We start from the raw sequence: 22,141 nt of genomic DNA, 5'->3' as shown, positions 1-22,141 counted from the left end.
CCCATGCGCCGCTTCACCGCCCTCTTCGGCGAGCTCGATGCGAGCGGCGGCACCAGTGCCCGGGTGGAGGCCCTGGCCGCCTACTTCGCCGCCGCCGACCCCGCCGATGCCGCCTGGGCCCTGCACCTGCTCCTGGGCAAGCAGCGCCGGCGCCTGATCACCGGCCGCCGCCTGCGCCAGATCGCCCTGGAGGGCAGCGCCCTGCCCGAGTGGCTGTTCGACGACTGCTACGCCCAGGTGGGCGACACCGCCGAGACCATCGCCCTGCTCTGGCGACAGCTGGAGCCCGAGGCGAGCCAGGAAGCGGCAGATGGCTCTCGGCCGGAGCCTTTGCTGGAGCAGCCCCTGCACCGCTGGATGGCGGAGCTGCTGCCGGCCGCCGCCGCCCTGGAGGGGGAGGCCCAGGCCCAGGCGGTGCGACGGCTCTGGCGGGGTCTGGAGCCCGGCGCCCTGCTGGTGGCCAACAAGCTGCTCACGGGCGGCTTCCGGGTGGGGGTGGCCCAGGGCCTGGTGCTGCGGGCCCTCAGCCAGGTGAGCGGCCTGGAGGCGTCGCTGCTGGCCCACCGGCTGATGGGCGGCCTGCCGCTGGCCGGCCCAGGGCAGGGCGGCGCCCACCCCGCGGCAGTGGCCTGGCAGACGCTGCTGGCCCCGGCCGGCGGCGCGGACGGCCCGATCAGCCGCCCCTACCCCTTCTGCCTGGCCTCCCCCCTGGAGCCCCCGGGCGACCCCGCCGACCCACCCCTGCCCGGCCCGGCCGGCGCCTGGCTGGCGGAGTGGAAGTGGGACGGCATCCGCGGCCAGCTGATCCGCCGCGGCGGCGAGAGCTTCCTGTGGAGCCGCGGCGAGGAGCTGATCAACGCCGCCTTCCCAGAACTGATCGCCGCCGCCGCCGCCCTACCGGACGGCACCGTGCTCGATGGCGAAGTGCTGGTGTGGCCCGAGGCGGCCGAGCGGCCGGCCCCCTTCGCCCAACTGCAGCGCCGCCTGGGCCGCCGGGCCCCGGGCCGCGCACTGCTGGCGGAGTGTCCGGCGGTGTTCGTGGCCTACGACCTGCTCGAACGGGACGGCGAGGACTGGCGCCCCCGGCCCCTGGAGCCGCGCCGCGCCGCCCTGGAGTGTCTGCTGCAGGAGCTACCAGAGGCGGCGGCCACTCCCGGCGCCGGGCTCCTGCGCCTCTCGCCGCGGTTGCCCCTGCCCGCCTGGGAGGGCCTGGAGCACCTGCGCCAGCAGGCCCGCAGCGCCGGGGCCGAGGGGCTGATGCTCAAGGCCGCCACCTCCCCCTACGGGGTGGGCCGGCGCCGCGGCGACTGGTGGAAGCACAAGCTGGAGCCCCTGCGGCTCGATGCGGTGCTGGTGTATGCCCAGGCCGGCAGCGGTCGCCGCGCCAACCTGTTCACCGACTACACCTTCGCCCTCTGGAGCGAGCCGCCCCAGCCGGAGGCGCCCACACCGGCCCTGGTGACCTTCGCCAAGGCCTACTCCGGCCTCGGCGACGCCGAGATCGCGGAGCTCGATCGCTGGATCCGCAGCCATACGATCGAGCGCTTCGGGCCAGTGCGCGCAGTGGAGCCCCTGCAGGTGTTCGAACTGGCCTTCGAAGGACTGCAGCCCTCGCGGCGCCACCGCAGCGGCATCGCCGTGCGCTTCCCGCGCATCGCCCGCTGGCGCCGCGACAAGCCCGCCCACGAAGCCGACACGCTGACCTCGGCCCTGGCCCTGCTGCAGTCGGCGGATGCGGCCGAGGCCAGCGGCGGCGGGGCGCCCGCATGCTGAGCCTCGACAAGCTCGCCGCCCTGGACCTGAGCCTGTGGCTGCGCTCCGGCCAGGAGGCCGGCCAGCGGCTGGCCCTCAACCAATCGAACGTGAGCCGGCGCCTGCAGATGGCCCTGCGGCTGTTCGAGCTGACGCTGCAGAAGAGCGAGCAGGAGTGGGAGGTGCAGGGCCCGGAGCCGAACCTGACGCTGCTGGCCCTGGAGCGCCACGTGCACCAGACGGCCCGCTGGCTGGGCGAGGGGCCGCTGCGGATCGAGGGCACCTACTGGAGCGGACCGCTGCTGCTCACCCCGGAGCCGGAGGGCTGGGTGGGGGGCCGCCACGACACCGTGGGCGTGCAGCGGCCGCTGCAGTGGCTGCACGATCGCGTCATCGACGCCTGGCTCACCGGTGGCCCCGACTGGCCCGAGGCCGACGACCCGACCTTCCGCACGCTTCCGCTGTGCACGATGCCCGTGCATCTGGTGGTGGCGCCGGGCCATCCGCTGCTGCAGCCGCTGGAGCGGGGCGAGCCGCTGAGCTGGGACGATGTGGCCGCCTTCCCCTCCCTGGCCCTGCCGCCCGGCACCTACCCCAAGGTGGAGGCCAGCCTGCGGGCCCTGGGCCTGTGGAGCAGCCCCATCCGCATGGCCCGCTACCGGCGCGAGCGCTGGGAGGGCAAGAGCGAACAGGAGTTGCAGGTGGGCTACGCCACGGTGCTCAGCGAGCAGGTGGCTGGGCAGCTGGTGCGGCTGCCGCTGCAGCTGCCGATCAGCAGCGGCGAGGCCCTGGTGGTGCGGCGCGAGTGGGCCGAGCACCCGCGCACCCTGGCCCTGGCGGAGCTGCTGCGCCAGCGGCTCGAGCCCTGGGCCGCCGCCCATGGCGAACTGGTGCTCACGCCACCGCCTTCCGGCCCATGAAGCGCCTGGCGCCGATCGAGGCCTGGTTCGCCCAGCAGGGCTGGCGGCCGCTGCCCTTCCAGCGCCAGAGCTGGCGCGCCCACCTGCGCGGCGAGAGCGGCCTGATCCAGGTACCCACCGGCTCTGGCAAGACCTACGCCGCCGTGATGGGCCCGATCGCCACGATGCTCGCCGAGGCCGGGGTGGCGGAGCGGGGCAGCGGCCGGGGGCTCTCCCCCGGCATCCGGCTGGTGGTGCTCACCCCTCTGCGGGCCCTCAGCCGCGACCTGGCCCTGGCGCTGCAGCAGCCGATCGAGGCCATGGGCTGGCCGATCCGGGTGGGCATCCGCCACGGCGACACCCCCAGCAGCGAGCGCACCCGCCAGCTGCGCACCCCGCCCCAGATCCTGATCACCACGCCCGAATCGCTGGCGCTGCTGATCAGCAATGCGAAGGCCCCGGAGCTGTTCGGCCAGCTGCAGGCGGTGGTGCTCGACGAGTGGCACGAGCTGATGGGCAGCAAGCGCGGCAGCCAGAGCGAGCTGTGCCTGGGCTGGCTGCGGGCCCTGCGGAGCGAGCTGCGCACCTGGGCCCTCAGCGCCACCATCGGCAACCTCGAGGAGGCGGCCCAGGTGGCCGTGGGGGTGGGGGCGGTGCCCACGCTGATCACGGCGCCGCTGCGGCGCGGCACCGCCATCCGCAGCCTGCTGCCGGAGGCCATCGACGGCTTCCCCTGGGCCGGCCACCTGGGCCTGCGCATGTACGAGGAACTGGTGGCCGCCCTCGATCCGGCGATCTCCACCCTGCTGTTCACCAACACCCGCAACCAGGCCGAGCGCTGGCACCAGTGCCTGCGCTACGCCTGCCCGGAGCTGGAGGGGGCCCTGGCCCTGCACCACAGCGCCATCGACCGCGGCGAGCGCGAGGCGATCGAGGCGGGCGTGAAGGCCGGGCAGCTGCGCTGGGTGGTGGCCACCAGCTCCCTGGACCTGGGGGTGGATTTCCAGCCGGTGGAGCGGGTGGTGCAGATCGGCTCGGCCAAGAACCTGGCGCGGCTGCTGCAGCGGGCCGGCCGCAGCGCCCATACCCCCGGCGGCACCGCCCAGGTGCTGTTCATGCCCACCAACGCCCTGGAGCTGCTGGAGGTGAGCGCCATGCGGAGGGGCCTGGCCAAGGGCCTGGTAGAAACGCGCCGGCCGCCGGGGCTGCCGCTGGATGTACTGCTGCAGCACCTGGTGAGCCTGGCCTGCGGGCCGGGCTTCGTGCCGGAGCGGGAGCTGCCGGTGGTGCGGCGCTGCTGGAGCTACCGCCAGCTCAGCGACGCCGACTGGGCCTGGTGCCTGCGCTTCCTCGAAGAGGGCGGCGAGTGCCTGGGGGCCTACCCGCGCTACCGCAAGCTGCAGCGGGCCGCCCTCACGCCCGACGGCCGCCTCGATCGCGACGCCACCCCGGCGCCGGGGCAGCCCTTCGCCTACGTGGTGCGCGAGACCGCCATCGCCCGCCTGCACCGGCTCCACATCGGCACGATCACCGCCGATCGGGCCGTGACGGTGCGCTTCGTGCGCGGGGGAGTGCTGGGCCATGTGGAGGAGGCTTTCATCGGCCGGCTCAAACCCGGAGATGTGTTCTTCTTCGCGGGCCGCCAGCTGGAGTTCGTGCGGCTGCGGCAGATGACGGCCCAGGTGAAGGCCACCACCCGCAAGAGCAGCACGGTGCCGGCCTGGGCCGGGGGCCAGCTGGCCCTCTCGGACCTGCTCAGCCGCCAGCTGCGCCAGGAGGTGCACCGCTGCGCCGAGGGTGACCTCGACAGCCCCGAGCTGCGCGCCCTCGAACCGCTGCTGCGCCGCCAGGCCGACCTCTCGCGCCTGCCCCGCGCCGAGGAGCTGCTGGTGGAGGTGTGCAGCAGCCGCGAGGGCAGCCACCTGTTCGCCTACCCCTTTGAGGGACGCTTCGTGCACGAGGGCCTGGGCTTCCTCTGGGCCTGGCGCCTGGCGCGCCATCGCCCCAGCACGATCACCGTGTCGGTGAACGACTACGGCTTTGAGCTGTTAGCCCCGAAGGGCTATCCCTTCGCCGAGCTGCTGGAACTCCACGGCGATGCATTGCTGGATCAGCAGCAGCTGGAGGCCGACCTGGAGCAGGCGGTGAACCTCTCCGAGCTCTGCCGCCGCCGCTTCCGCGCCATCGCCCAGATCAGCGGCCTGGTGCACAACGGCCTGCCCGGCCAGACCAGGGGCGGCGGGCAGGTGCAGGGGGGTCAGCTGCAGATCAGTGCTGCCCTGCTGTTCGACGTGTTCCAGAAGCATGAGCCCGGCCACCGGCTGCTGGAGCAGGCGCGGCGGGAGGTGATCGAGCAGCAGCTGGAGCTGCCCCGGCTGGCGGCCGCCCTGCAGCGCCTGGCGGAGAGCCGCTGGGTGCTGGAGACACCGCGGCGGCCGGGGCCCCTGGCCTTTCCGCTGCTGGTGGAGCGCCTCAACAGCCGGCTGAGCAACGAATCGCTGCTGGAGCGGGTGCAGCGGCTGGTGCGGGAGGCCCAGCGGGCCGAGGGGCTGGGCTAATCATTCCGGAGTCCGATGCAAGTTTCATGCATCTTTTGCATCTAGGCCCGTTGTTCTGCCAAGAGTCTCTAAGTCGGCTCCCAAACCGCCCTGATCTGCTGTACACCTGAGCCACGCCCCAGAAGAGGTAGGCCCTTGCCAGCCTCGCCCCCTCAGCCAGCACCCGATCCCGCCCAGGGGCAGCGCGCCCCATGGCCTGCGGGGCTGAAGGCAGGCATCAGCCGCGCCGTGGCCCGGTGCAGCCAGCGGCTGGGCCGGCCGACGATCCAGACCCTGCCCTGGCTGGTGCTGGTGCTGGGCCTGGGCCTCACGGGGGTGGTGTGCGAAGGCCAGCGCCGCCAGGGCCGCGCCGAACACGAACGCATCGAGCGCGACCTCGCCGATGACATCACCAGCGCCATTGAGGCCAAGTTCACCAGCACCCAGGCCGTGCTCGCGGCGGTGGTGGGCCTGTTCCAGAGCTCAGCCGCCGTGGAGGCAACGGAGTTCAATCGCTTCTACCGCTCCCTCTCCCTCTCCCCCTCGACCCTGTCGGGGGTCCAGGGGGTGGGCTACTCCGCGGTCATCCCGCCGGGCGGCATCCCGGCCTTTGAGGCCCAGGCCCGCCGCGAGGGATTGACCGATTTCCAGGTGCGACCGGCGGGCCGTCGCCCCCTCACCAGCGCGATCCTCTTTCTCGAGCCCCTGGACTGGCGCAACCAGCGCGCCATCGGCTTCGACATGTATTCCGAGCCCACCCGCCGCGAGGCGATGCAGTGGGCCGCCAGCACCGGAGGCCCCGCCCTCACCGGCCCGGTGAAGCTGATGCAGGAGGCGGGGAAGCGCGTGCAGCCCGGCACCCTGCTCTACCTGCCGGTCTACCGCCAGGAGCCCCGATCCGAAGCCGATCGCCTGCGCCATCTGGAGGGATGGGCCTATGCCCCCCTGCGGATGGAAGACCTGCTGCAGGCCACCCTGGCCGCGATCAGGAACCCCGTCCTGGCCCGCAGTGCGGTGTTGATCTTCGACGGCTCGAAACCCCTGGCCAGTGCCCTGCTGTTCGACAGCCAGAAGGTGCATGGAACCAGTCGGCTGCAGCACCCCACCTGGCAAAGCCTGCGGGTCGTGAACCGCGACTGGCTGATCGGCATCCAGCTGCCCCCCGACCAGATCAGCCCCAACGGGGTCAGCAGCAGCCTCCTGATCAGGGGTCTGGTGGGCCTCGCCATCAGCCTGGCGGCGGCCCTGGGCCTGCGCACCCTGGTGGACAGCCAGCTCACGCTGCAGCGGGCGCTCCAGATGGCGGACCGGGCCAGCCGGGAGCAGGCCCTGGCCACCACCGTGTTCGAGAACAGCCCGGTGGCGATCGTGGTGACCGACGCCAATGGCTTCGTGCTCGCCAGCAACGAGGCCTTCACCGAGATCAGCGGCTACTCCCGCCAGATGGTCCACGGCCGCAAGACCAACCTGCTCAAGTCGGGCCAGCACGATGAGGCCTTCTACCGCGACCTCTGGGACAGCGTCATCCAGCAGGGCCATTGGCACGGCGAGATCTGGAACCGCCACCGCAACGGCCAGCTGCGGCGCCATGAGCTCAGCATCAATGCCGTGCTCGACAACCACCTGCAGATCACCAACTTCGTGGGGATGCTGCGCGACATCACCGAGCGCCACGAGGAACAGGAGGCGGTGCGCTACCAGGCCACCCACGACTACCTCACGGGCCTGCCGAACCGGGCCCTGCTGATGGAGCAGCTGGCGCAGGCCCTGGCCATGGCACGGCGCCACCAGCACCAGGTGGCGGTGATGTTCATGGACATCAACGGCTTCAAGCCCGTGAACGACACCCTCGGCCACGGCGTCGGCGACCAGCTGCTGCAGCTGGTGGCGACACGGCTGCGGGAGAAGCTGCGCGAATCCGACATCCTCTGCCGCCAGGGCGGCGACGAGTTCGTGCTGCTGATTCCCGAGGCACCCGAACTGACGCAGCTCGTGACGCTGGCCCAGACCCTGCGGGACAGGGTGGGGCAGCCCTACCCCGACCTACCGGAGTCGGTGGCGGTATCGCTCAGCATCGGCATTGCCCGCTGGCCCGACCATGCCCTCGATGCCGACGGCCTGCTCGTTGCGGCCGACAGGGCGATGTACAAGGCCAAACACGAGGCGGACGGGTTCATCGACGTGGCCACCGAGCTGCCGCTGCCACCCGCCTGAAACAGGAGGGGTTGCCGAGGCCTCGGGACTCAGGTGCGCTCGAGCCGGCGCACGATCACGGTCATCAGCACCAGGGATCCGGCCAGGGCGATCAGCAGGGCGATGGTCATCAACTCGCAGCGGCGAAGGCCTGATTATCCCCAGGGAGGGCGGCCACCTGGGCGCTCAGGTCTGGGGCAGCGGGCCGGCCTCGGGGCTGCGGCGCCGCAGCAGCGCCGTCACCGTGAGCAGGGGGTCGGCGGACCCGGGGCTGGCCAGCAGCCACTCGGCCATCTCCATGCGCAGGGCGTAGGCCTCTTCGAACAGCTGGTCGCGCTCCAGGCTGTCGATGCGCTGCTCGATGCCGAACAGGGTCTCGGAGGGGAGCTGGAGAAGCTGGCGGCGCTGGGCCATGGCGGTGTGCCCGTTGGGTCCAGGAGAATCCTGATCGAGCGTGGCCGGATCCGGGTAGCCGATGGCACACAACCAGCACCTGGATGCAGAAGATGCATCTGCGCCCGTTGCCCCCACGCCTCCAGCCCCCGCGCCCCGCAAGCCCGCGAACCACGACCCCGAGGCCATGGCCCTGGCGGGCGGTCCGGGGGCGGCCGGTGAACCGGTGTTCGTCTACGGCACGCTCCAGCGGGGCCACAGCAACCACCACTGGCTGGCGGGGGCCAGCTTCGTGGGCCAACGGCAGCTGGGCGGCGCCCAGCTGTTCGACCTGGGGCCCTTCCCCATGGCCGTGGCCGTCGCCGGTGATCTGGAGGCCTCAAGCGGCGTAACCGCGAGCGACGCCGAGGCGAGCAGCACAACCGAGACCAGCGCCACGGCAGCGGCAGACAGCGCCCTCGCGCCGATCCAAGGCGAGCTCTACCGCGTCAGCGCCAACGGCCTGGCCCAGCTCGACCTGCTGGAGGGCTGCCCCCGTCTCTACGGGCGCCACTGGCTGCAGCTGCTGGATGGCAGCCACGCCTGGGTGTACCTGGGCCGGCCGCGGCAGGTGCGCCATGCCCGGCTGCTGGCCGATGGCCGCTGGCGCGGCCGGGGCAGGACGCAGACCTGAGCGGCCAGGCCACAATGCCGGCCGGAACGGAGCCGAGCGGCGATGGGGCACAGCAGGGGCGCGCAGGGGTGGAACGGTGCAGGCCGGCGCAGGAGTGCCGCCCTGGGGCCCGCCGCCCTCGCCGCCGGCGTGGCCCTGGCCGGCGCCCTCAGCCCGCTGCCCCTGCAGGCCGGCGACCTCACCCAGGACTGCCATCGCTGGGCCAGTGCCAGCGGCAACGCCCGCATCGCGGTGGCCAACCAGCTGGGCGCTGATCACCTGCTCACCAAGAACACCCGGCTGGCCGAATCCGACCCCTCCAAGCCCGTGGAGCTCTACCGCTTCGGCGACCTGCAGCGCCTCTGCCGCGGCACCTAGGCCGCCACCAGCCAGCGGCCGGCGGCGGCCAGCAGCACCGCCAGCACCGACGCCCCACCCCAGGCCAGCTGGCTCGTCTGCAGCAGCCGGCGCAGCACCACCAGCGCCCCCACCAGGCCGGTGAGCACCGCCGCGCTCTGGCAGAAGCCGATCACGTGGGGATCGGCGCGCCAGGCCGGCAGGCTGGCCGCCCAGGCCGGATCCAGCGGCGCCAGGCTCACGGGCAGCAGGGCGCCGGCCTCGGCCATGCCCACCGGCAGGTGCCGCGCCAGCAGCAGGCCCCAGATCAGGGGCAGCAGGCCGTAGAGGGTGCGCCGCAGCCGCACGCTGGAGAAGGCCAGCCGCGCCAGCAGGAACAGGGCCGAGGGGATCGCCAGGGCCAGGGTGGCAAAGGCCAGCCGCGGCAGCAGCGGACCGGCGCTGAGGCTCTCGGGAGCCAGCGGCAGCCAGCCCAGCAGCTTCGACCAGTGGTGCAGGCCGATGTCGCCGGCGAGCACCAGGATCAGGCCCGGCTCGCCTACCGGCGGGGTCATGTCGCGCTGGAGATCGGCGGCGGGGGGCCGCAGGCTCAGCTGCACCGAGCGGTGCGGGCAGGCCTGGGCGCAGGTGAGGCAGAGCACGCAGTTGCGGTTGTCGGCCAGGTGGGCCGGATGGGTGCCGAGCGGGCAGCCGGCAGTGGCCATCCCCTCGCCATCGGCCGGCCCGCCCTTGAAGCAGGCGTAGGTGCTGCAGCTGCCGCTGCAGGTGCCCGCCTGGGCCCGCAGCTCCAGGATCGAGAGCTTGGCGAACAGGCCGTTCATGCCCCCCACCGGGCAGAGGTAGCGGCACCAGAAGCGCTTCTGGAAGCGCAGCGAGCCCACCACGGCGCCGGCGGTGATCAGCAGCAGCAGGCAGCTGCTCAGCCAGGCGGTGTTGAGCAGGTCCGCCGTCTCCTCCCACAGCAGGATCCCCGCGAAGCCCGCCGCCAGCAGCGGCGAGGCCCAGGTGTCGCTGTTGCCCCGGGGCCAGGCGGCCGGCTGCCAGCCCAGGCGCCGGGCCAGGCGCTGGCTGATCTCGCCCCACACCATGAACGGGCAGAAGGAGCACCACAGCCGGCCCACCAACGGAAAGCTGAGCAGGATCAGGGGCCACCACCAGGCCCAGAACAGGTTGAGGGCGCCGTTGTGGGCCCGGTCCTGGGGGCCGAGCCACAGCCAGAGATTCACCAGCACGAACACCCAGCTCACCAGGCCGAACAGCAGGCCGTTCCACAGCCGCGGCGAGCGCATCCAGTCGCGCAGCTGGGGCTTCCAGCGCCAGAGGTCGAAGCGCAGGCGCTGCTGGCGGGGGGTGGTCCAGAACACGTCCTCCGGCAGCTCGCTCAGCTCGGGCTGCACCTGGCGGGCCTGCTGCAGGGCCCGGTAGATCAGCACCTCCAGCTCCCGCAGGTTGTTGGGGAAGTCGTAGCTCTGCAGGCGCTTCACCGCCGCCTCGGGCACCTCCGGCGGCTGAGCCCAGCCGAGCTTGCGGCTGCGCTGGCGCACGCCGTAGCGGATCCACTCCCCCAGGTCCTGGCGGCGCACCCGCAGCGGCGGCACCCGGATCAGGGTGCACACACGATCGAAGCTCGGCTGGGCCGCCTCGCTGGTGAAGAACAGCCGCCCCTGGAACTGCCGCGCCGGGCCCGTGCCGCCCGGCGGCGTCCAGCGGCCGCTGCGGGCCAGTTCCAGCAGGCCGGGCACCAGGGCCTGGGGCACCTGGTCGAGCTTGTCGATCAGCAGAGAGCCGGCGCCGAGGGTGTCGAGCAGGGCGTCCTCGCCCGCGCCGCTGGCGCTGCCGAACAGGTCGCTGCCGTCGGCCGCCAGCAGGGCGCCATCGAAGCGCACCAGCAGCTGGTGGCGGGCGGGGGAGCCGAAGTGGATCAGGGCGGCGAGGTTGTCCTTCTCCAGCCCGGGCTCCCCCACCAGCAGCACCGGGCCGGCGGCGGGATCCTCGGCGGCGCGGCGGATCGCCTCCCGCAGATTGCGGGCGTAGCGACTGCTGCCCACCACGCCGCGGCGGGTGCGGCCCACCGCATGGGGCGCCAGCCGGCGGAAGGCCTCGGGCAGGGCGGAGGCGGCGGAGCTGCCGGTGTCGCGGGCCTCGGCGGGGGCTGTCCCCCCCGGGCTCGCCGCGGCGGGGGCCTCGGCGCTGGCGGCCTCCTCCGCGGTGGCAGGGGCGGCATCGGCCGCGGTGGTGCTCAGCTGCGGCTCCGGCACTGGCCCCTCACGGTTCAACGCCATTGTGATGGACCGATGGCGGCCATGGACTGTTCGGCCCCCGGCGGGATGATGGCCGCCGCTTCCCTGCTTCCCGATGGCCCTCACCCTCTACGGCGGCCTGCGCAGCCGCGCCTCGATGCCCCGCTGGTACATGGCGGAACGGGGCATCGCCTACACCTGGACCGTGCTGGATCTGGAGGCCGGCGAGCACCGCGCCGAGCCCTTCACGGCCATCAACCCCTTCGGCAAGGTGCCGGCCCTGGTGGATGAGGACCCCGCCCTGCCGGGGGGCCGGCTGCAGCTGTTCGAAAGCGGCGCGATCCTGCTCTATCTGGCGGAGCGCTACGGCGGCGAGCTCGGCAGCCCAGCCGAGCGGGCCCTGGCCCAGCAGTGGGTGCTGTTCGCCAACGCCACCCTGGCCACCGCCCTGTTCGTGCCCAGCAGCCGCGAGCGGGAATTCCCGCGGCTGATGGAGGTGCTCGACGCCGTGCTGGCCAAGGGCCCCCTGCTGGGGGATGGCTGGAGCGTGGCCGACTGTGCCGTGAACGCGCACCTGGCCTACCTGCCGATCTTCTTCCCCCAGATCGACCTCAGCCCCTGGCCCCACGTGCAAGCCACCATCGCCGCCACCCAGGCCCGACCCGCCTACCGCACGGTGATGGGCCTGGCCTGAGCGCGCCGCCGTGCTGGTCTGGGGAGAAAGCACACTGGAGCTGCTACCGCAGCGGGCGCTCTGGCTGCCGGGCGAGCGCCTGCTGCTGCTGGCGGATCTGCACCTGGGCAAGGCCGAGAGCTTCCAGGCCCAGGGCGTGCCCCTGCCCAGCGACGGTGACGGCGCCACCCTCAATCCCCTGCTGGAGCTGGCCCACCGCCTGCGGCCGGCGGAGGTGCTCGTGCTCGGCGACCTGATCCACAGCCGCCTGGGCCTGACGGCGGAGCTGCGCGCCAAGCTGGCGGCCCTGCCGGAGCTGCTGGGCTGCCGCTTCGGACTGATCGGCGGCAACCACGAGCGGGGCAGCTGGATCGAGGGGCTGCCGGCCCAGCCCTCCCAGCGGCGCGGCCCGCTGTGGCTGAGCCATGAACCGGAGCCGCCGGGCGCGCCGGGGCTGCTCAACGTCTGCGGCCACCTGCACCCGGTGGCGCTGCTGGGGGGCGGCCGGACGGGCCGGCCCGGCGCCGACCGGCTGCGGCTGCCCTGCTTCGCCCTCGACCCCGGGGCACCGCGGCTGCTGCTGCCCTCCTTCGGCCGGCTCACTGGCGGTCACCCCTGCCCACCGGGACTACGGCGCTGGGTGGTGGCGGAGGGCGCCGTGCTGGAGCTGCCCGCCGGCGTCTAGGGGAGCGGCTGGCTGCTCCTAGATTCCAGGGATTGCGGCCGATCCGGGGCTCTCCCGAGCGGTAGTTCCCCAGCCAACCGAGCACCCTGGATCGAGCCACGCCGCCCCTGTCCGCCCCACCCTCCCCGCGCGCCGCGCAGGCCGCCCCCCGCCGCAGGCCCCTGTGGCGGCGCAAGCGCTGGCTGAGCCTGGGGATTCCAGCCGGCACCCTGGCGGTGCTGGTGGCGATCGCCCCGCCCCTGCCGGAGAAGCGGCGCCCGGCCGACGCCACGCCCCTGGCCAGCGGCGAGGAGGTGTTCCGCTACGCCCCGGACGACGCCGTCTTCGCCCTGGACTTCGACCCCCGCAAGGTGCGCCTCGACCTGCTGGAGGGCTGGGACCGGGAAGCCGACGCCTACGCCGACAGCGCCGCCCTGGCCTACGTGAGCGGGCCGATGTACGAGCGGCACGTCAACAACAGCGGCCAGGAGATCACCGTTCCCCTGGGGGACATCAAGCTCGGCGAGCGGGTGTGGCGGGGCCGCAACCGCACCGCCGCCCGCCAGCGGGCCTTCATCGGCATCCGCCACGACGGCCGGGTGGACTTCAGCTACGGCGAACTCACCCCCGAGCGGGCCGCCGACTACGACAGCTTCATCGGCGGCCTGCACAGCCTCTACAACGACCTCGAATCGCCCCCCAGCGACTACCGCGGCGCCTACAGCATCTCGATGGGGCAGCAGATCCGCTACTTCCTGCCGCGCATCCGCATGGTGATCGGCCTGCGCGGCGACGGCCGCCTGGAGGTGCTGATGAGCCGGGAGGGGCTGACCCTCGAGCAGACGCGGGCCCTGGCCCGCGAGCGGGGCCTGCGGGCCGCCTACCTGCCCGACCACGCCTCCAAGAGCCGGCTGATCATCCCGGGGGTGAAGGACTTCAGTGAGGCGGACGCCAACTGGATCAGCGGCGGCGCCACCAGCTTCGTGCACGTGCCCTATCTGCTGCGGCTGAGCCGGCGCAGCGTGCCGCTCCAGGGCGACCTGCTGGCCAGCCTCACGCCCCGCTTCGGCGCCCGAAGCTGCGGCAACCCGCTGCAGTGCGGCCAGACCCTCGGCGGCCAGCTGCTCGATCGGGCCCTGGCGGGTTTCAACCGGCTGATGGAGGAGGGGGTCCAGCCGGTGGCGCGGCTGATCTGGGCGCCCCGCGGCCCGCAGGACCCCCAGCGGCTGGGGGTGCGCGCGCCGCTGCGGGAGCCGCCGATCACCGCCGACCCGATGGCCCTGCGGGAACTGCAGCAGCAGGGGGAGGACCGCAGCCCGGTGGACGCGCCGCTGGCCCCGGACCTGCCGCCGCCGCTGCTGCTGCAGGAGGGTCAGAGCCTGCCGGAGGATCCCGAGGCGGTCACGCCCGAACCCGGCGCCCTGCCCGGCAGCGGCGGGCCGGCCACGGAGACCCCGGAGGCAGGTCAGGATGCGGCCCCGGACAGCGGCAGCGGCGCTCCAGGGACGACCGCGCCCTCGCCCGCACCGATCACGCCCGCGGCGCCACTGCTGCCACCCCCGCCGCTGCCCGCAGCCCAGCCCCCCGGGGCAGCGCCGCGGGCAGCCCCGCCGTAGTCACTCGGCGGCGGCCAGGGCCCGCACCACATCGCCGCGGGTGAGCACGCCCACCGGACGGCGCTCGCCATCGAGCACGAACAGGCGCTGGGTGCTGCTGGTGTGCAGCTGGCGCGCCGCCGCCGGCAGGCTGGTGTCCGGGCCGCAGGAGTGGGGATGGTGGCCCATCACCTCGCCCACGCTGTTGCCGAGCACCTGGTGCACCTGCTTGTCCCACTCCAGGGGATTGCGCAGGTAGATCACCGCATCCAGCAGCATCACGTAGGGGCCGGCGTCGAAGCCGCTCTCGCGCACCATCAGGTCCTGCTCGCTGAGCTCGCCCACCAGGGCACCGCCGGCATCGACCACCGGCAGGCCGCTGATGTGGTGCTCGCTGAGCAGCTTCACCGCCTCCTGCAGGGGCGTGTCCACGGCGACGCTGAGCACCGGCGCGGTCATCACCTCGGCCACGCTCCGTTCCACCACCATCGCTCGTCCGCTGCTGGGCCCATTCTCGCCCGCGGGGTGGGCGAAAGAATGGGCGTCGCAAGGCCCTGTTGCCGTTCCCCCTTGGCAGCGCGGCCGGGCCCGCCCCTGTCCTCGCCGTTCCGAACCCCGATGTCGATCAGCCGCCGCAGCGCCGATGCCCTCACCATCGGACGGGCCGTGCTGGGCCTGCCCCTGCTGCTGGCCCTGGCGGCCGGCTGGCAGGGCCTGGCCTGGTGGCTGCTGCTGCTGGGGGGCGTCAGTGACGCCGCCGACGGCTGGCTGGCCCGCCGGGCCGGCGGCGGCTCGGTGTGGGGGGCGCGGCTCGATCCCCTCACCGACAAGATCCTGATCAGCGCGCCGCTGCTCTGGCTGGCGGCCCAGGGCAGCCTGCCCCTCTGGGCGGTGTGGCTGCTGCTGGCCCGGGAGCTGCTGATCTCGGGCTGGCGGGCCGGCCAGGGCAGCGGCGGGCCCGCCTCCTGGAGCGGCAAGGCCAAGACGATCCTGCAGTTCGCTGCGCTGCTGCTGCTGCTCTGGCCCAGCGGCTGGGGCGGCACCCTCACCCTCGGCACCACAGCCCTGGTGGGGCTGCTGCACGGGTTGGGCTGGCTGCTGTTCTGGCCGTCGCTGCTGCTGGCCCTCAGCTCAGCCCTGGGATACCTGCGCCAGCGCTGAGGCAACGGGGAAGTCGAAGCCACGGCCGTCGAGGCGGTCGATCAGCTCGGCCACCGGCATCGGCCGCGCCAGCAGGAAGCCCTGGAAGCGCCGCACCCCCAGGGCCATCAGGGCCTGGAGCACCTCCGCACTGTCGACCCCTTCGGCCACCAGGGCCAGATCGAGGCTGCTGGCCATGCTGGCGATCAGCGACACGGTCTGGGCCGCGTAGGCGTTGGCGAGCATCGCCTGGCTGAAGGAGCGATCGATCTTCACCTCATCGGGCCGCAGGCTGCCCACCAGCACCAGCGAGGAATAGCCGGTGCCGAAGTCGTCGAGGGAGAGGGCGATGCCGTGCTGGCGCAGCAGCTCCAGGTTGGCGCTCACCGACGGCTCGGGCTCCAGCAGGGCCTGCTCGGTGAGCTCCACCGTGAGGCAGGACGCGGCGATGCCGACCTGATCGAGCCGATCCATCAGACGCCGCACCAGCGACGCCTCGGAGAGCTGCGTGGGGTGCAGGTTGAGGGCGAGGCGGATGGCCGGGTTGCGGCGGTGGATGGGCGCAAAGCTCGCCAGCGTGAGCCGCAGCAGCGCCTCCCCCAGATCCGCCATGGCCCGGTGCTGCTCCGCCAGGGCCAGGAAGATGTCCGGGGAGATCGGCCCCCTGGTGGGGTGGGTCCAGCGGGCCAGGGCCTCCACGGCACGCACTTCTCCGGTGGTCCCGAAGATGGGCTGGAACAGCACCTGCAGCTGGTCGTCGTCGCCGCGGATCGCCGCAATCAGGTCCAGATAGACCTGATAGCTGGTGAGATCGCTCACGTCCTGCTCGGGGTCGAACACGACCACGGCGCTGTGGCGCTTCGCCTTGGCCCGCACCATCGCCAGGTTGGCGCACTTGAGGGCCTCACTGCCGTCGTCCTGGGCCGTGGCGAGCAGGTGAACGCCGAGGCTGATGCTCACCGTGAGGTCCAGAACCTCCAGATTCAGGGGCAAGCGGAAGGCGCCGGCCAGGGCATCGGCCCGCCCCTGCAGCGCCAGGCGCAGGCCCTGGGGCGACTGGTCGTCCTCCCGGCTCAGATCCACCCAGATGGCCAGTTCATCGGCGCCATAACGGGCCAGAAAGTCGGCGGGGGTGATGAGCTGCTGGAGGCGCAGGGCCACGGCCTTGAGCACCGCATCGCCGGTGCGGTGGCCATAGCTGTCGTTGATGATCTTGAAGCGATCGATGTCGATCAGAACCACCGCAAAGGGAACCGTTCCGGCGGAGTCCCTGGCGGCCGGAGCCTCCGGGCCTGACGAGTCGGCAGCGGCCGCCCGGCCACGCCACTGCTCCAGCTGCAACTGCAGGTGTTCGATGAAGTAGCGCCGGTTGGGCAGGCCGGTGAGGGGATCGAGCAGGGCGAGGGACCAGGCCCGCTCCAGCACGTCCTGGCACCGGCTGGCCAGCCGCTGCATCCGCTGCTCGAAGCCGACCACGGCCGCTTGGTCGCCGCCGCTGTCCAGTGCGGCCGTCCCATGGCCCCCCATCAGCCGGGCCAACACCTGATCGGAGCGACTGGCGGCCAGCTGGGTGATGCCCGTGCCGCCGAGCAGGGCTTCGAGCTCGGCGCCCAGCTGACGCACACGACTGTTGCCGCGGCGCTCCACCTGGCGCTGCACGAGCCGGGAGCGGCGGCGCTGCAACATCACCGCCAGGCGCAGGCCGAGCACCGCGGCAAGAATCAGCGCCGCCAGGGCCAGATCCCGCTGCAGCAGGGTCAGGGCGGGCCCCAGGGCCGACGGGTGGCGCAACATCAGCTGCTGTCCCCCGGGGCCGTAGACCGGCGCTGGGAAGCCGAGCGGCTCCAGCCCGGCGTCACGATCGGGGGCCGACGCCCCCGGGGCCGGCCCGGAGGACACCCACACGAAATCCCTGGCGAGTCGGCGCACCTGGGCGTTGATGGCGGGGCCAAGCTCCAGGTGGTGCAGGGGCACGAAGAACATCAGCACGGCCGGGGAGACCGCCGTCCTGGCGCTGTTGGTCACTCGGGTGGCCGCGCCGAGGAAGTCGCGGCCAGCACCATCCCGGCAGGCCAGCAGGCGCACCTGATTCACGGCGCGGAGCGCAGTCAGGTTGGGGCGGGCACAGGCCAGCAGCGAGCGGTGCAGGGCGCCCAGATCGCCGTCGCCACCGCGGATGAACAGCACGCGGCCGCTGTCGTGCACCACGGCCATGACGCGGCCGATCTCCAGCACGGAGGTGGGCTCGATGGCCTCGGGCAGCACCGTGGGCTCGGGCTGCTCCACGTAGTCGCGCATCTGATCCCACTGGCCCCAGTCCCGCGCATCGCGGTTGGCGTCTGTGAGGGAGGAGAGCACCACGGCCAGGGGCTCACGCCGCTCGGTGCGCAGGGTCTCGTTGGCCTCCAGGAGCCGGGCACGGCCCACAAGAGCCAGCAGCGGCAGCAGCACCGCACCCGCCACGGCCAATCTGACCCGCAGCGGACGCACACCCAGAACGAGGCGCTCTTCCTTCCCCCAGGAGCGGAGGGCGCTGAGCGCAGCTGCCGCCAAGATTCAACCGTTCACATGGTTGGATCGTACCGATTTCTCGGTTTGACGGCCGACCACTCAATTGACTGTGACCGTTGCCAGCAACGCCGCGTCGCCGCTGAAGTCCACCGCCGTGGGTTCCCGGCGCGCGTAGTCGTTGGCGTAGCTGTCGGCCAGGGAGCGCTCCACGTCGTAGCGGGGGGTCCAGGCCAGCTCCCGCTGCACCCGCGTCACATCGGTGAGGAAGTGGGCCAGCCGCAGCGGGAAGGCCTTGCGGGCCTTGGGATCGAGGCCGGCCGGATCGAAGCTGCGGATCTCCACCGCCGCCGGGTCCTTGCCGCAGGCCCGCGCGGCCGCGTGCACCAGACCGCGGAAGGTGATGCCCTGCACGCTGCTGCAGTTGTAGATGCGGTTGGCGGCCGCCTCCACGCCGATGCACAGGGCCATGGCCTCGGCCAGGTCGGCCACATGGCCCAGCTGGGTGATGGTGCTGCCGTCGCCCGGCAGGGGCACAGGGCGGCCGTTCACGATCCGATCAAAGAACCAGCTCTCCACCGGGTTGTAGTTGCCCGCCCCCACGATGTAGGTGGGCCGGAAGCTGGTGAAGGGGATCTTCTCGGCGTGCAACCAGGCCTCGGTGTCGAGCTTGCCGCTGTGGCGGCTCTTGGGGTCGGTGGGGGAGTCTTCGCTGAGGGGCCACAGGTCGCTGTCGGCGTAGACGCCGGCGGAGCTCACATACACGAAGCGGTGCGACGGCGCGCCGGTGCGCTCCAGCACCGCGCGCGAATCCTCCAGGTTGCGGCCGGAGCTGTCGACGATCACATCGAACTGGCGCCCCGCCAGGGCGGCCAGGCCCTCGGCGCTGCCGCGGTCACCCTGGAGGTGCTCCACGCCGGCGGGCACCGGGTTGCGGCCACGGGTGAACAGGGTGAGGTCGTGGCCCTCCGCCAGCAGCCGCGCCACCAGGGGCTTGCCCACGAAGCGGGTACCGCCCATCACCAGGATCTTCACGCCGGCCCTTGAGGAACTGGGCGCCATTCAAGCCGCCGGCCCACAGTGGGGCGATCTGCCCACCTGGTTCGATGTCGCGCTTCGGCGAGCTGCTGCGCTCCCTCAACACCCTCAAGCGGCTGGGCATCGCCGAGCCGGCCGACCGGGAGGTCGATGGGCTGCGCAGCCAGGGCTTGCTGGGGGAGAACTGAGGCCATGCCCGTGCGCCTCGGCAACGCCTGGACCGCCCAACCGCCCGCCCTCGAGACCACGGGCGGCTACCGCCACTTCCGGCTGCTGGGCCATCGGGGGCGCGGCGGCGAGCGGGCCGTGGAGCTGGAGGCGGTGCTGGAGAAGGGCTTCCGCGTGCTGGTGCCCCTGGCGGAGCTGCGCGATCGCCGCCTCTGGCAGCCGGGCTGGCAGCGCCTCGCTGGCCTGGAGCCCGAGGGAGCGCCGGCAACGGGCCTTCAAGATGGATCCAGCCAAGCGATCCCCATGCAGATCATCCCCGCCATCGACCTGCTCGGCGGCCAGTGCGTGCGGCTGCACCAGGGGGATTACGGGCAGGTGACCCGCTTCAGCGACGACCCCCTGGCCCAGGCCCTGGACTGGCAGCGCCAGGGGGCCCAGCGCCTGCACCTGGTGGATCTCGATGGCGCCAAGACCGGCCAGCCCGTCAACGATGCGGTGGTGAAGGCGATCACCGCAGCCCTGACCATTCCCGTGCAGCTGGGGGGCGGCGTGCGCAGCCTGGAGCGGGCCGAGGAGCTGCTGGCCTGCGGCCTCGACCGGGTGATCCTGGGCACGGTGGCGATCGAGCAGCCCGAGCTGGTGCGGCAGCTGGCCTCGCGGCACCCGGGCCGGATCGTGGTGGGCATCGACGCCAAGGACGGCCTGGTGGCCACCCGCGGCTGGATCGAGACCAGCACCGTGCAGGCCACCGAGCTGGCGAAGAGCGTCGAGGACGCCGGCGTGGCGGCGATCATCAGCACCGACATCGCCACCGACGGCACCCTGGCGGGCCCCAACCTGGCGGCGCTGCGGGCCATGGCCGAGGCCAGCCGCATCCCGGTGATCGCCTCCGGCGGCATCGGCAGCCTGGAGGACATTCTCTCCCTGCTGTCGATCGCGCCCCTGGGGGTGGAGGGGGTGATCGTGGGCCGGGCCCTCTACGACGGCGCCGTGGACCTGGCCGAGGCGATCGCCGCCGTGGGGCCCGAGCGGCTCCAGGACGCAGTCATTCCGCCTAGCGGTTCTATAACGGTGTAAAGAGACGGCAGCATCGTGCCCGCCACCCACCTGCCCTCGGCTGCCGGCAGCGCCACGTCCGGCAGTCCAGCGACCAGCACTGCCGACATCGCCTACCTGCGCTGCCGTGAACTGGGCATGCGCCTGAGCCGCCAGCGGCGCATGGTGCTGGATCTGCTGTGGTCGGAGAAGGCCCACCTCAGCGCCCGCGACATCTTCGAGAAGCTCAACGCCCAGGGCCGCAACATCGGCCACACCTCCGTGTACCAGAACCTGGAGGCCCTACAGAGCGCCGGCGTGATCGAGTGCCTCGATCGCGCCAGCGGTCGCCTCTACGGCTACCGCAGCGACCCCCACAGCCACCTCACCTGCGTGGAGTCGGGCGCCATCCAGGACCTGGATGTGGAGCTTCCCCCCGACCTGATTTCCCGGATCGAGGACCTGACCGGCTTCACGATCGAGAGCTACACCCTGCACCTGAGCGGCCGCCCCCGCACCGGCGGCTGAGCCCGCCCGGACCGGCGGCAGCCAAGCGCCCCGCTGGCCCGCCGTCTGGAGAAATGGCAGCGGCCTCGTTACCTTGGGCGCCAGCGATTCCCTCCCGCAGCCCACCGTGCCCCAGGCCCCGGCCTCACCCCAGCTGCTGCTGCTCGCCGAACCGCTGGTGCGCGAGGGCCTGAGCGGCCTGCTCGGCAGCGCCGGCTACCGACTCGCCTCACGCCTGGAAGACCTGGAGGGCACCCCGGCCCTGGTGGTGTGGGATGTGGCCGCCACCCTGCCGGCCCCCACCCTGCTGCGGGAACTGGAGCAGCTGCGGGGCCGCTGGCCCGGCAGCTGCCTGCTGCTGTTGCTGGCCGCCGATGCCCCCTACCCCAGCACCTGGCTGCTGCAGCTGCCGGTGGAGGGTCTGCTGCAGCAGGGGGAACCGGAGGAACTGACCCGGGCCGTCGCCACGCTGCTGGCGGGCGGGCGTGTGGTGGAGCTGCGACCGCTGGCGGGTCCGCGCGCCACGGCGGACGCCGAGCCCCTGCCAGGGGCCGTGGGCCTGGGCCAGTGGCTGCTGCAGAGCGGCCTGGCCCAGATCGAGGCCGAGCGACGGCGCTGCCACCAGTGGCTGGAGCTGGCCGATCGCGGCGGCCTGGCCCGGCTGCTGCTGCGGGGGCGACTGCGGGAGCTGGCGGTGGCCCGGCGCCTGCTGCTGTGGCTGTGGGGCCCGATCGCGATGGCCTGGCCCGAGACCCTGCCCGACCCGGCCCCCGCGGCTCCCCTGCCCCTGCCGCCCACCGCCTCCAGCACCGCCATCACCCTGCGCCAGCGCACGGCGGAGGGCGTGTGGCAGGCGATCCAGGAGCGGCTGGTGGCAGCCAGCAGCGGCGAGCTCACCAACGCCAGCGGCCAGCTGCTGGCCCTCGAGGGCCTCAGCCCCGCCCACCGCCGCGACCTGCTGCTGGCCCTGATCAGCCAGCTGGATCTGCTGGTGCTGCGGCTGCGCCAGGAGCAGCTGCGGGGCGAGGAGCTGCAGGAGCGCTGGCTGCAGCTGCAGCCGGATCTGCGCCGCCTGGCCCTGCGGGCCATGGCGGGGGAATACGTGCAGCTGCCCCAGGAGGGCAGCCTGCTGCCGGTGGCCGACACCCTCACCGCCAGCGCCGATCTGCAGCTCAGCGATCCGGAGCTGCCGGCACCGCTGCCGATGCTGGCGGCCCTGGTACTGGCCCAGCCGCTGCTGGTGGACGGGCGGCTGCTGGCGCCCGATGAGCCCCTGGCCCTGCTACAGCTGGAGGCGCTGATCGCCAACTGGTTGATCCGCAGCGCCGAGCTGATCAGCGCCGAACTGCTGGCCTGCTGCAGCACCTGGCCGGAGCTGCGCCGCTACCTGCTCTGCGCGGATCTGCTGGCCACCCGCAACCTGGAGCGGCTGCGCAACCAGCTCAATAGCCAGCAGCGCTGGAGCGGCCTGTTCGAGCGGCCCGTGCAGCTCTACGAGAGCCAGCGGCAGCTCTACCGGCTGGAGGGCGGCACGATCGTGACCGTGCAGCTCACCGAACCCCGCGACGCGGAACTGCGCCAGCTGGGCTGGCTGCAGCAGCTGGTGACCCTGGCCCTGGAGGCCCGCGACGCCCTGGCCCCCCAGGTGCACGGCGCCCTGCGCCGCCTCGGGGATCTGGTGGTGGTGGTGCTCACCCAGGTGATCGGCCGGGCCATCGGCCTGATCGGCCGGGGCATCGCCCAGGGGATGGGCCGCAGCTTCGGCCGCAGCTGAGCCCAGCCCCCCAGCC

At 73.0% G+C, this 22,141-nt stretch carries 18 protein-coding genes and 1 pseudogene; 14 read left to right on the top strand and 5 right to left on the bottom strand.

Annotated features, from left to right (window positions below):
* Positions 1–3: 3 nt before the first annotated feature.
* From ACLV7J_RS01800 to ACLV7J_RS01785, 4 genes are all read left to right on the top strand, one after another.
* The gene (locus ACLV7J_RS01800; RefSeq protein ID WP_411867403.1) at positions 4–1,773 is read left to right on the top strand and encodes an ATP-dependent DNA ligase; all 1,770 of its coding nucleotides are present in this window, start codon (positions 4–6) and stop codon (positions 1,771–1,773) included.
* Entirely contained in the window at positions 1,767–2,672 is a 906-nt protein-coding gene (locus ACLV7J_RS01795) for a LysR substrate-binding domain-containing protein (protein WP_411867402.1), read from the top strand. Before ACLV7J_RS01800 ends, ACLV7J_RS01795 begins: the two co-directional genes overlap by 7 nt.
* Positions 2,669–5,209, top strand: coding sequence for a ligase-associated DNA damage response DEXH box helicase (locus tag ACLV7J_RS01790; protein ID WP_411867401.1), 2,541 nt, complete (start codon positions 2,669–2,671; stop codon positions 5,207–5,209). Before ACLV7J_RS01795 ends, ACLV7J_RS01790 begins: the two co-directional genes overlap by 4 nt.
* A 228-nt stretch (positions 5,210–5,437) precedes the next feature.
* The gene (locus ACLV7J_RS01785) at positions 5,438–7,402 is read left to right on the top strand and encodes a CHASE domain-containing protein (RefSeq protein ID WP_411867400.1); all 1,965 of its coding nucleotides are present in this window, start codon (positions 5,438–5,440) and stop codon (positions 7,400–7,402) included.
* A 165-nt stretch (positions 7,403–7,567) separates the two neighbouring features.
* On the opposite strand, the gene ACLV7J_RS01780 is transcribed toward ACLV7J_RS01785, so the two are convergent.
* Positions 7,568–7,795 (bottom strand): hypothetical protein, encoded by a 228-nt coding sequence (locus ACLV7J_RS01780; RefSeq protein ID WP_411867399.1) that lies wholly within the window; start codon positions 7,793–7,795, stop codon positions 7,568–7,570.
* A 166-nt stretch (positions 7,796–7,961) separates the two neighbouring features.
* Here ACLV7J_RS01780 and ACLV7J_RS01775 point away from each other — a divergent pair, with 166 nt between their 5' ends.
* Both ACLV7J_RS01775 and ACLV7J_RS01770 read left to right on the top strand, forming a co-directional pair.
* A complete protein-coding gene (locus ACLV7J_RS01775; protein WP_411867398.1) occupies positions 7,962–8,447 on the top strand; it encodes a gamma-glutamylcyclotransferase in 486 nt (161 codons plus the stop codon).
* A gap of 42 nt (positions 8,448–8,489) precedes the next feature.
* Positions 8,490–8,804 carry a hypothetical protein gene (locus ACLV7J_RS01770; RefSeq protein WP_411867397.1) on the top strand — a complete coding sequence of 105 codons (315 nt, stop codon included), beginning with the start codon at positions 8,490–8,492 and terminating at the stop codon, positions 8,802–8,804.
* On the opposite strand, the gene ACLV7J_RS01765 is transcribed toward ACLV7J_RS01770, so the two are convergent.
* Complete coding sequence (locus ACLV7J_RS01765; protein ID WP_411867396.1) at positions 8,801–11,065, bottom strand: 4Fe-4S binding protein; 2,265 nt, start codon at positions 11,063–11,065, stop codon at positions 8,801–8,803. The genes ACLV7J_RS01770 and ACLV7J_RS01765 overlap by 4 nt on opposite strands.
* Positions 11,066–11,138: 73 nt before the next feature.
* On the opposite strand from ACLV7J_RS01765, the gene ACLV7J_RS01760 reads away from it, so the two are divergent.
* The 3 genes from ACLV7J_RS01760 to ACLV7J_RS01750 all read left to right on the top strand — a co-directional run bounded on the left by ACLV7J_RS01760 (position 11,139) and on the right by ACLV7J_RS01750 (position 13,976).
* Positions 11,139–11,717, top strand: a complete 579-nt coding sequence (locus ACLV7J_RS01760; RefSeq protein ID WP_411867395.1) for a glutathione S-transferase family protein — start codon at positions 11,139–11,141, stop codon at positions 11,715–11,717.
* Positions 11,718–11,727: 10 nt separating this feature from the next.
* A complete protein-coding gene (pdeM, locus tag ACLV7J_RS01755; RefSeq protein WP_411867394.1) occupies positions 11,728–12,381 on the top strand; it encodes a ligase-associated DNA damage response endonuclease PdeM in 654 nt (217 codons plus the stop codon).
* Positions 12,382–12,467: 86 nt separating this feature from the next.
* Positions 12,468–13,976, top strand: coding sequence for a hypothetical protein (locus ACLV7J_RS01750; RefSeq protein WP_411867581.1), 1,509 nt, complete (start codon positions 12,468–12,470; stop codon positions 13,974–13,976).
* Here ACLV7J_RS01750 and ACLV7J_RS01745 read toward each other — a convergent pair whose 3' ends face one another.
* Positions 13,977–14,444 carry a CBS domain-containing protein gene (locus ACLV7J_RS01745; RefSeq protein ID WP_411867393.1) on the bottom strand — a complete coding sequence of 156 codons (468 nt, stop codon included), beginning with the start codon at positions 14,442–14,444 and terminating at the stop codon, positions 13,977–13,979.
* Positions 14,445–14,573: 129 nt separating this feature from the next.
* On the opposite strand from ACLV7J_RS01745, the gene ACLV7J_RS01740 reads away from it, so the two are divergent.
* Positions 14,574–15,116 carry a CDP-alcohol phosphatidyltransferase family protein gene (locus ACLV7J_RS01740; protein WP_411867392.1) on the top strand — a complete coding sequence of 181 codons (543 nt, stop codon included), beginning with the start codon at positions 14,574–14,576 and terminating at the stop codon, positions 15,114–15,116.
* Here the strand turns inward: ACLV7J_RS01740 and ACLV7J_RS01735 are convergent.
* Positions 15,087–17,558, bottom strand: a complete 2,472-nt coding sequence (locus tag ACLV7J_RS01735) for a putative bifunctional diguanylate cyclase/phosphodiesterase (RefSeq protein WP_411867391.1) — start codon at positions 17,556–17,558, stop codon at positions 15,087–15,089. The genes ACLV7J_RS01740 and ACLV7J_RS01735 overlap by 30 nt on opposite strands.
* 147 nt (positions 17,559–17,705) lie before the next feature.
* On the bottom strand, positions 17,706–18,638 hold the full coding sequence (locus ACLV7J_RS01730; protein WP_411867580.1) for an NAD-dependent epimerase/dehydratase family protein: 933 nt from the start codon (positions 18,636–18,638) through the stop codon (positions 17,706–17,708).
* A 153-nt stretch (positions 18,639–18,791) separates the two neighbouring features.
* Between ACLV7J_RS01730 and ACLV7J_RS01725 the strand changes: the two are divergent.
* From ACLV7J_RS01725 to ACLV7J_RS01710, 4 genes and pseudogenes are all read left to right on the top strand, one after another.
* Positions 18,792–19,028: pseudogene (locus ACLV7J_RS01725) on the top strand (TIGR02450 family Trp-rich protein); the annotation flags it as partial.
* An 84-nt stretch (positions 19,029–19,112) separates the two neighbouring features.
* Positions 19,113–19,886 carry a 1-(5-phosphoribosyl)-5-[(5-phosphoribosylamino)methylideneamino]imidazole-4-carboxamide isomerase gene (gene hisA, locus ACLV7J_RS01720; protein ID WP_411867579.1) on the top strand — a complete coding sequence of 258 codons (774 nt, stop codon included), beginning with the start codon at positions 19,113–19,115 and terminating at the stop codon, positions 19,884–19,886.
* Positions 19,887–20,003: 117 nt separating this feature from the next.
* Positions 20,004–20,372: a Fur family transcriptional regulator gene (locus ACLV7J_RS01715; RefSeq protein ID WP_411867578.1), complete on the top strand. Its 369-nt coding sequence runs from the start codon at positions 20,004–20,006 to the stop codon at positions 20,370–20,372.
* A gap of 106 nt (positions 20,373–20,478) precedes the next feature.
* Positions 20,479–22,125: a DUF3685 domain-containing protein gene (locus ACLV7J_RS01710; protein WP_411867390.1), complete on the top strand. Its 1,647-nt coding sequence runs from the start codon at positions 20,479–20,481 to the stop codon at positions 22,123–22,125.
* Positions 22,126–22,141: the final 16 nt, after the last annotated feature.

This window comes from Vulcanococcus limneticus LL, assembly GCF_943369875.1.
Lineage (GTDB): Bacteria > Cyanobacteriota > Cyanobacteriia > PCC-6307 > Cyanobiaceae > Vulcanococcus > Vulcanococcus limneticus_A.
This window is presented reverse-complemented; position numbering and strand designations above follow the sequence as displayed.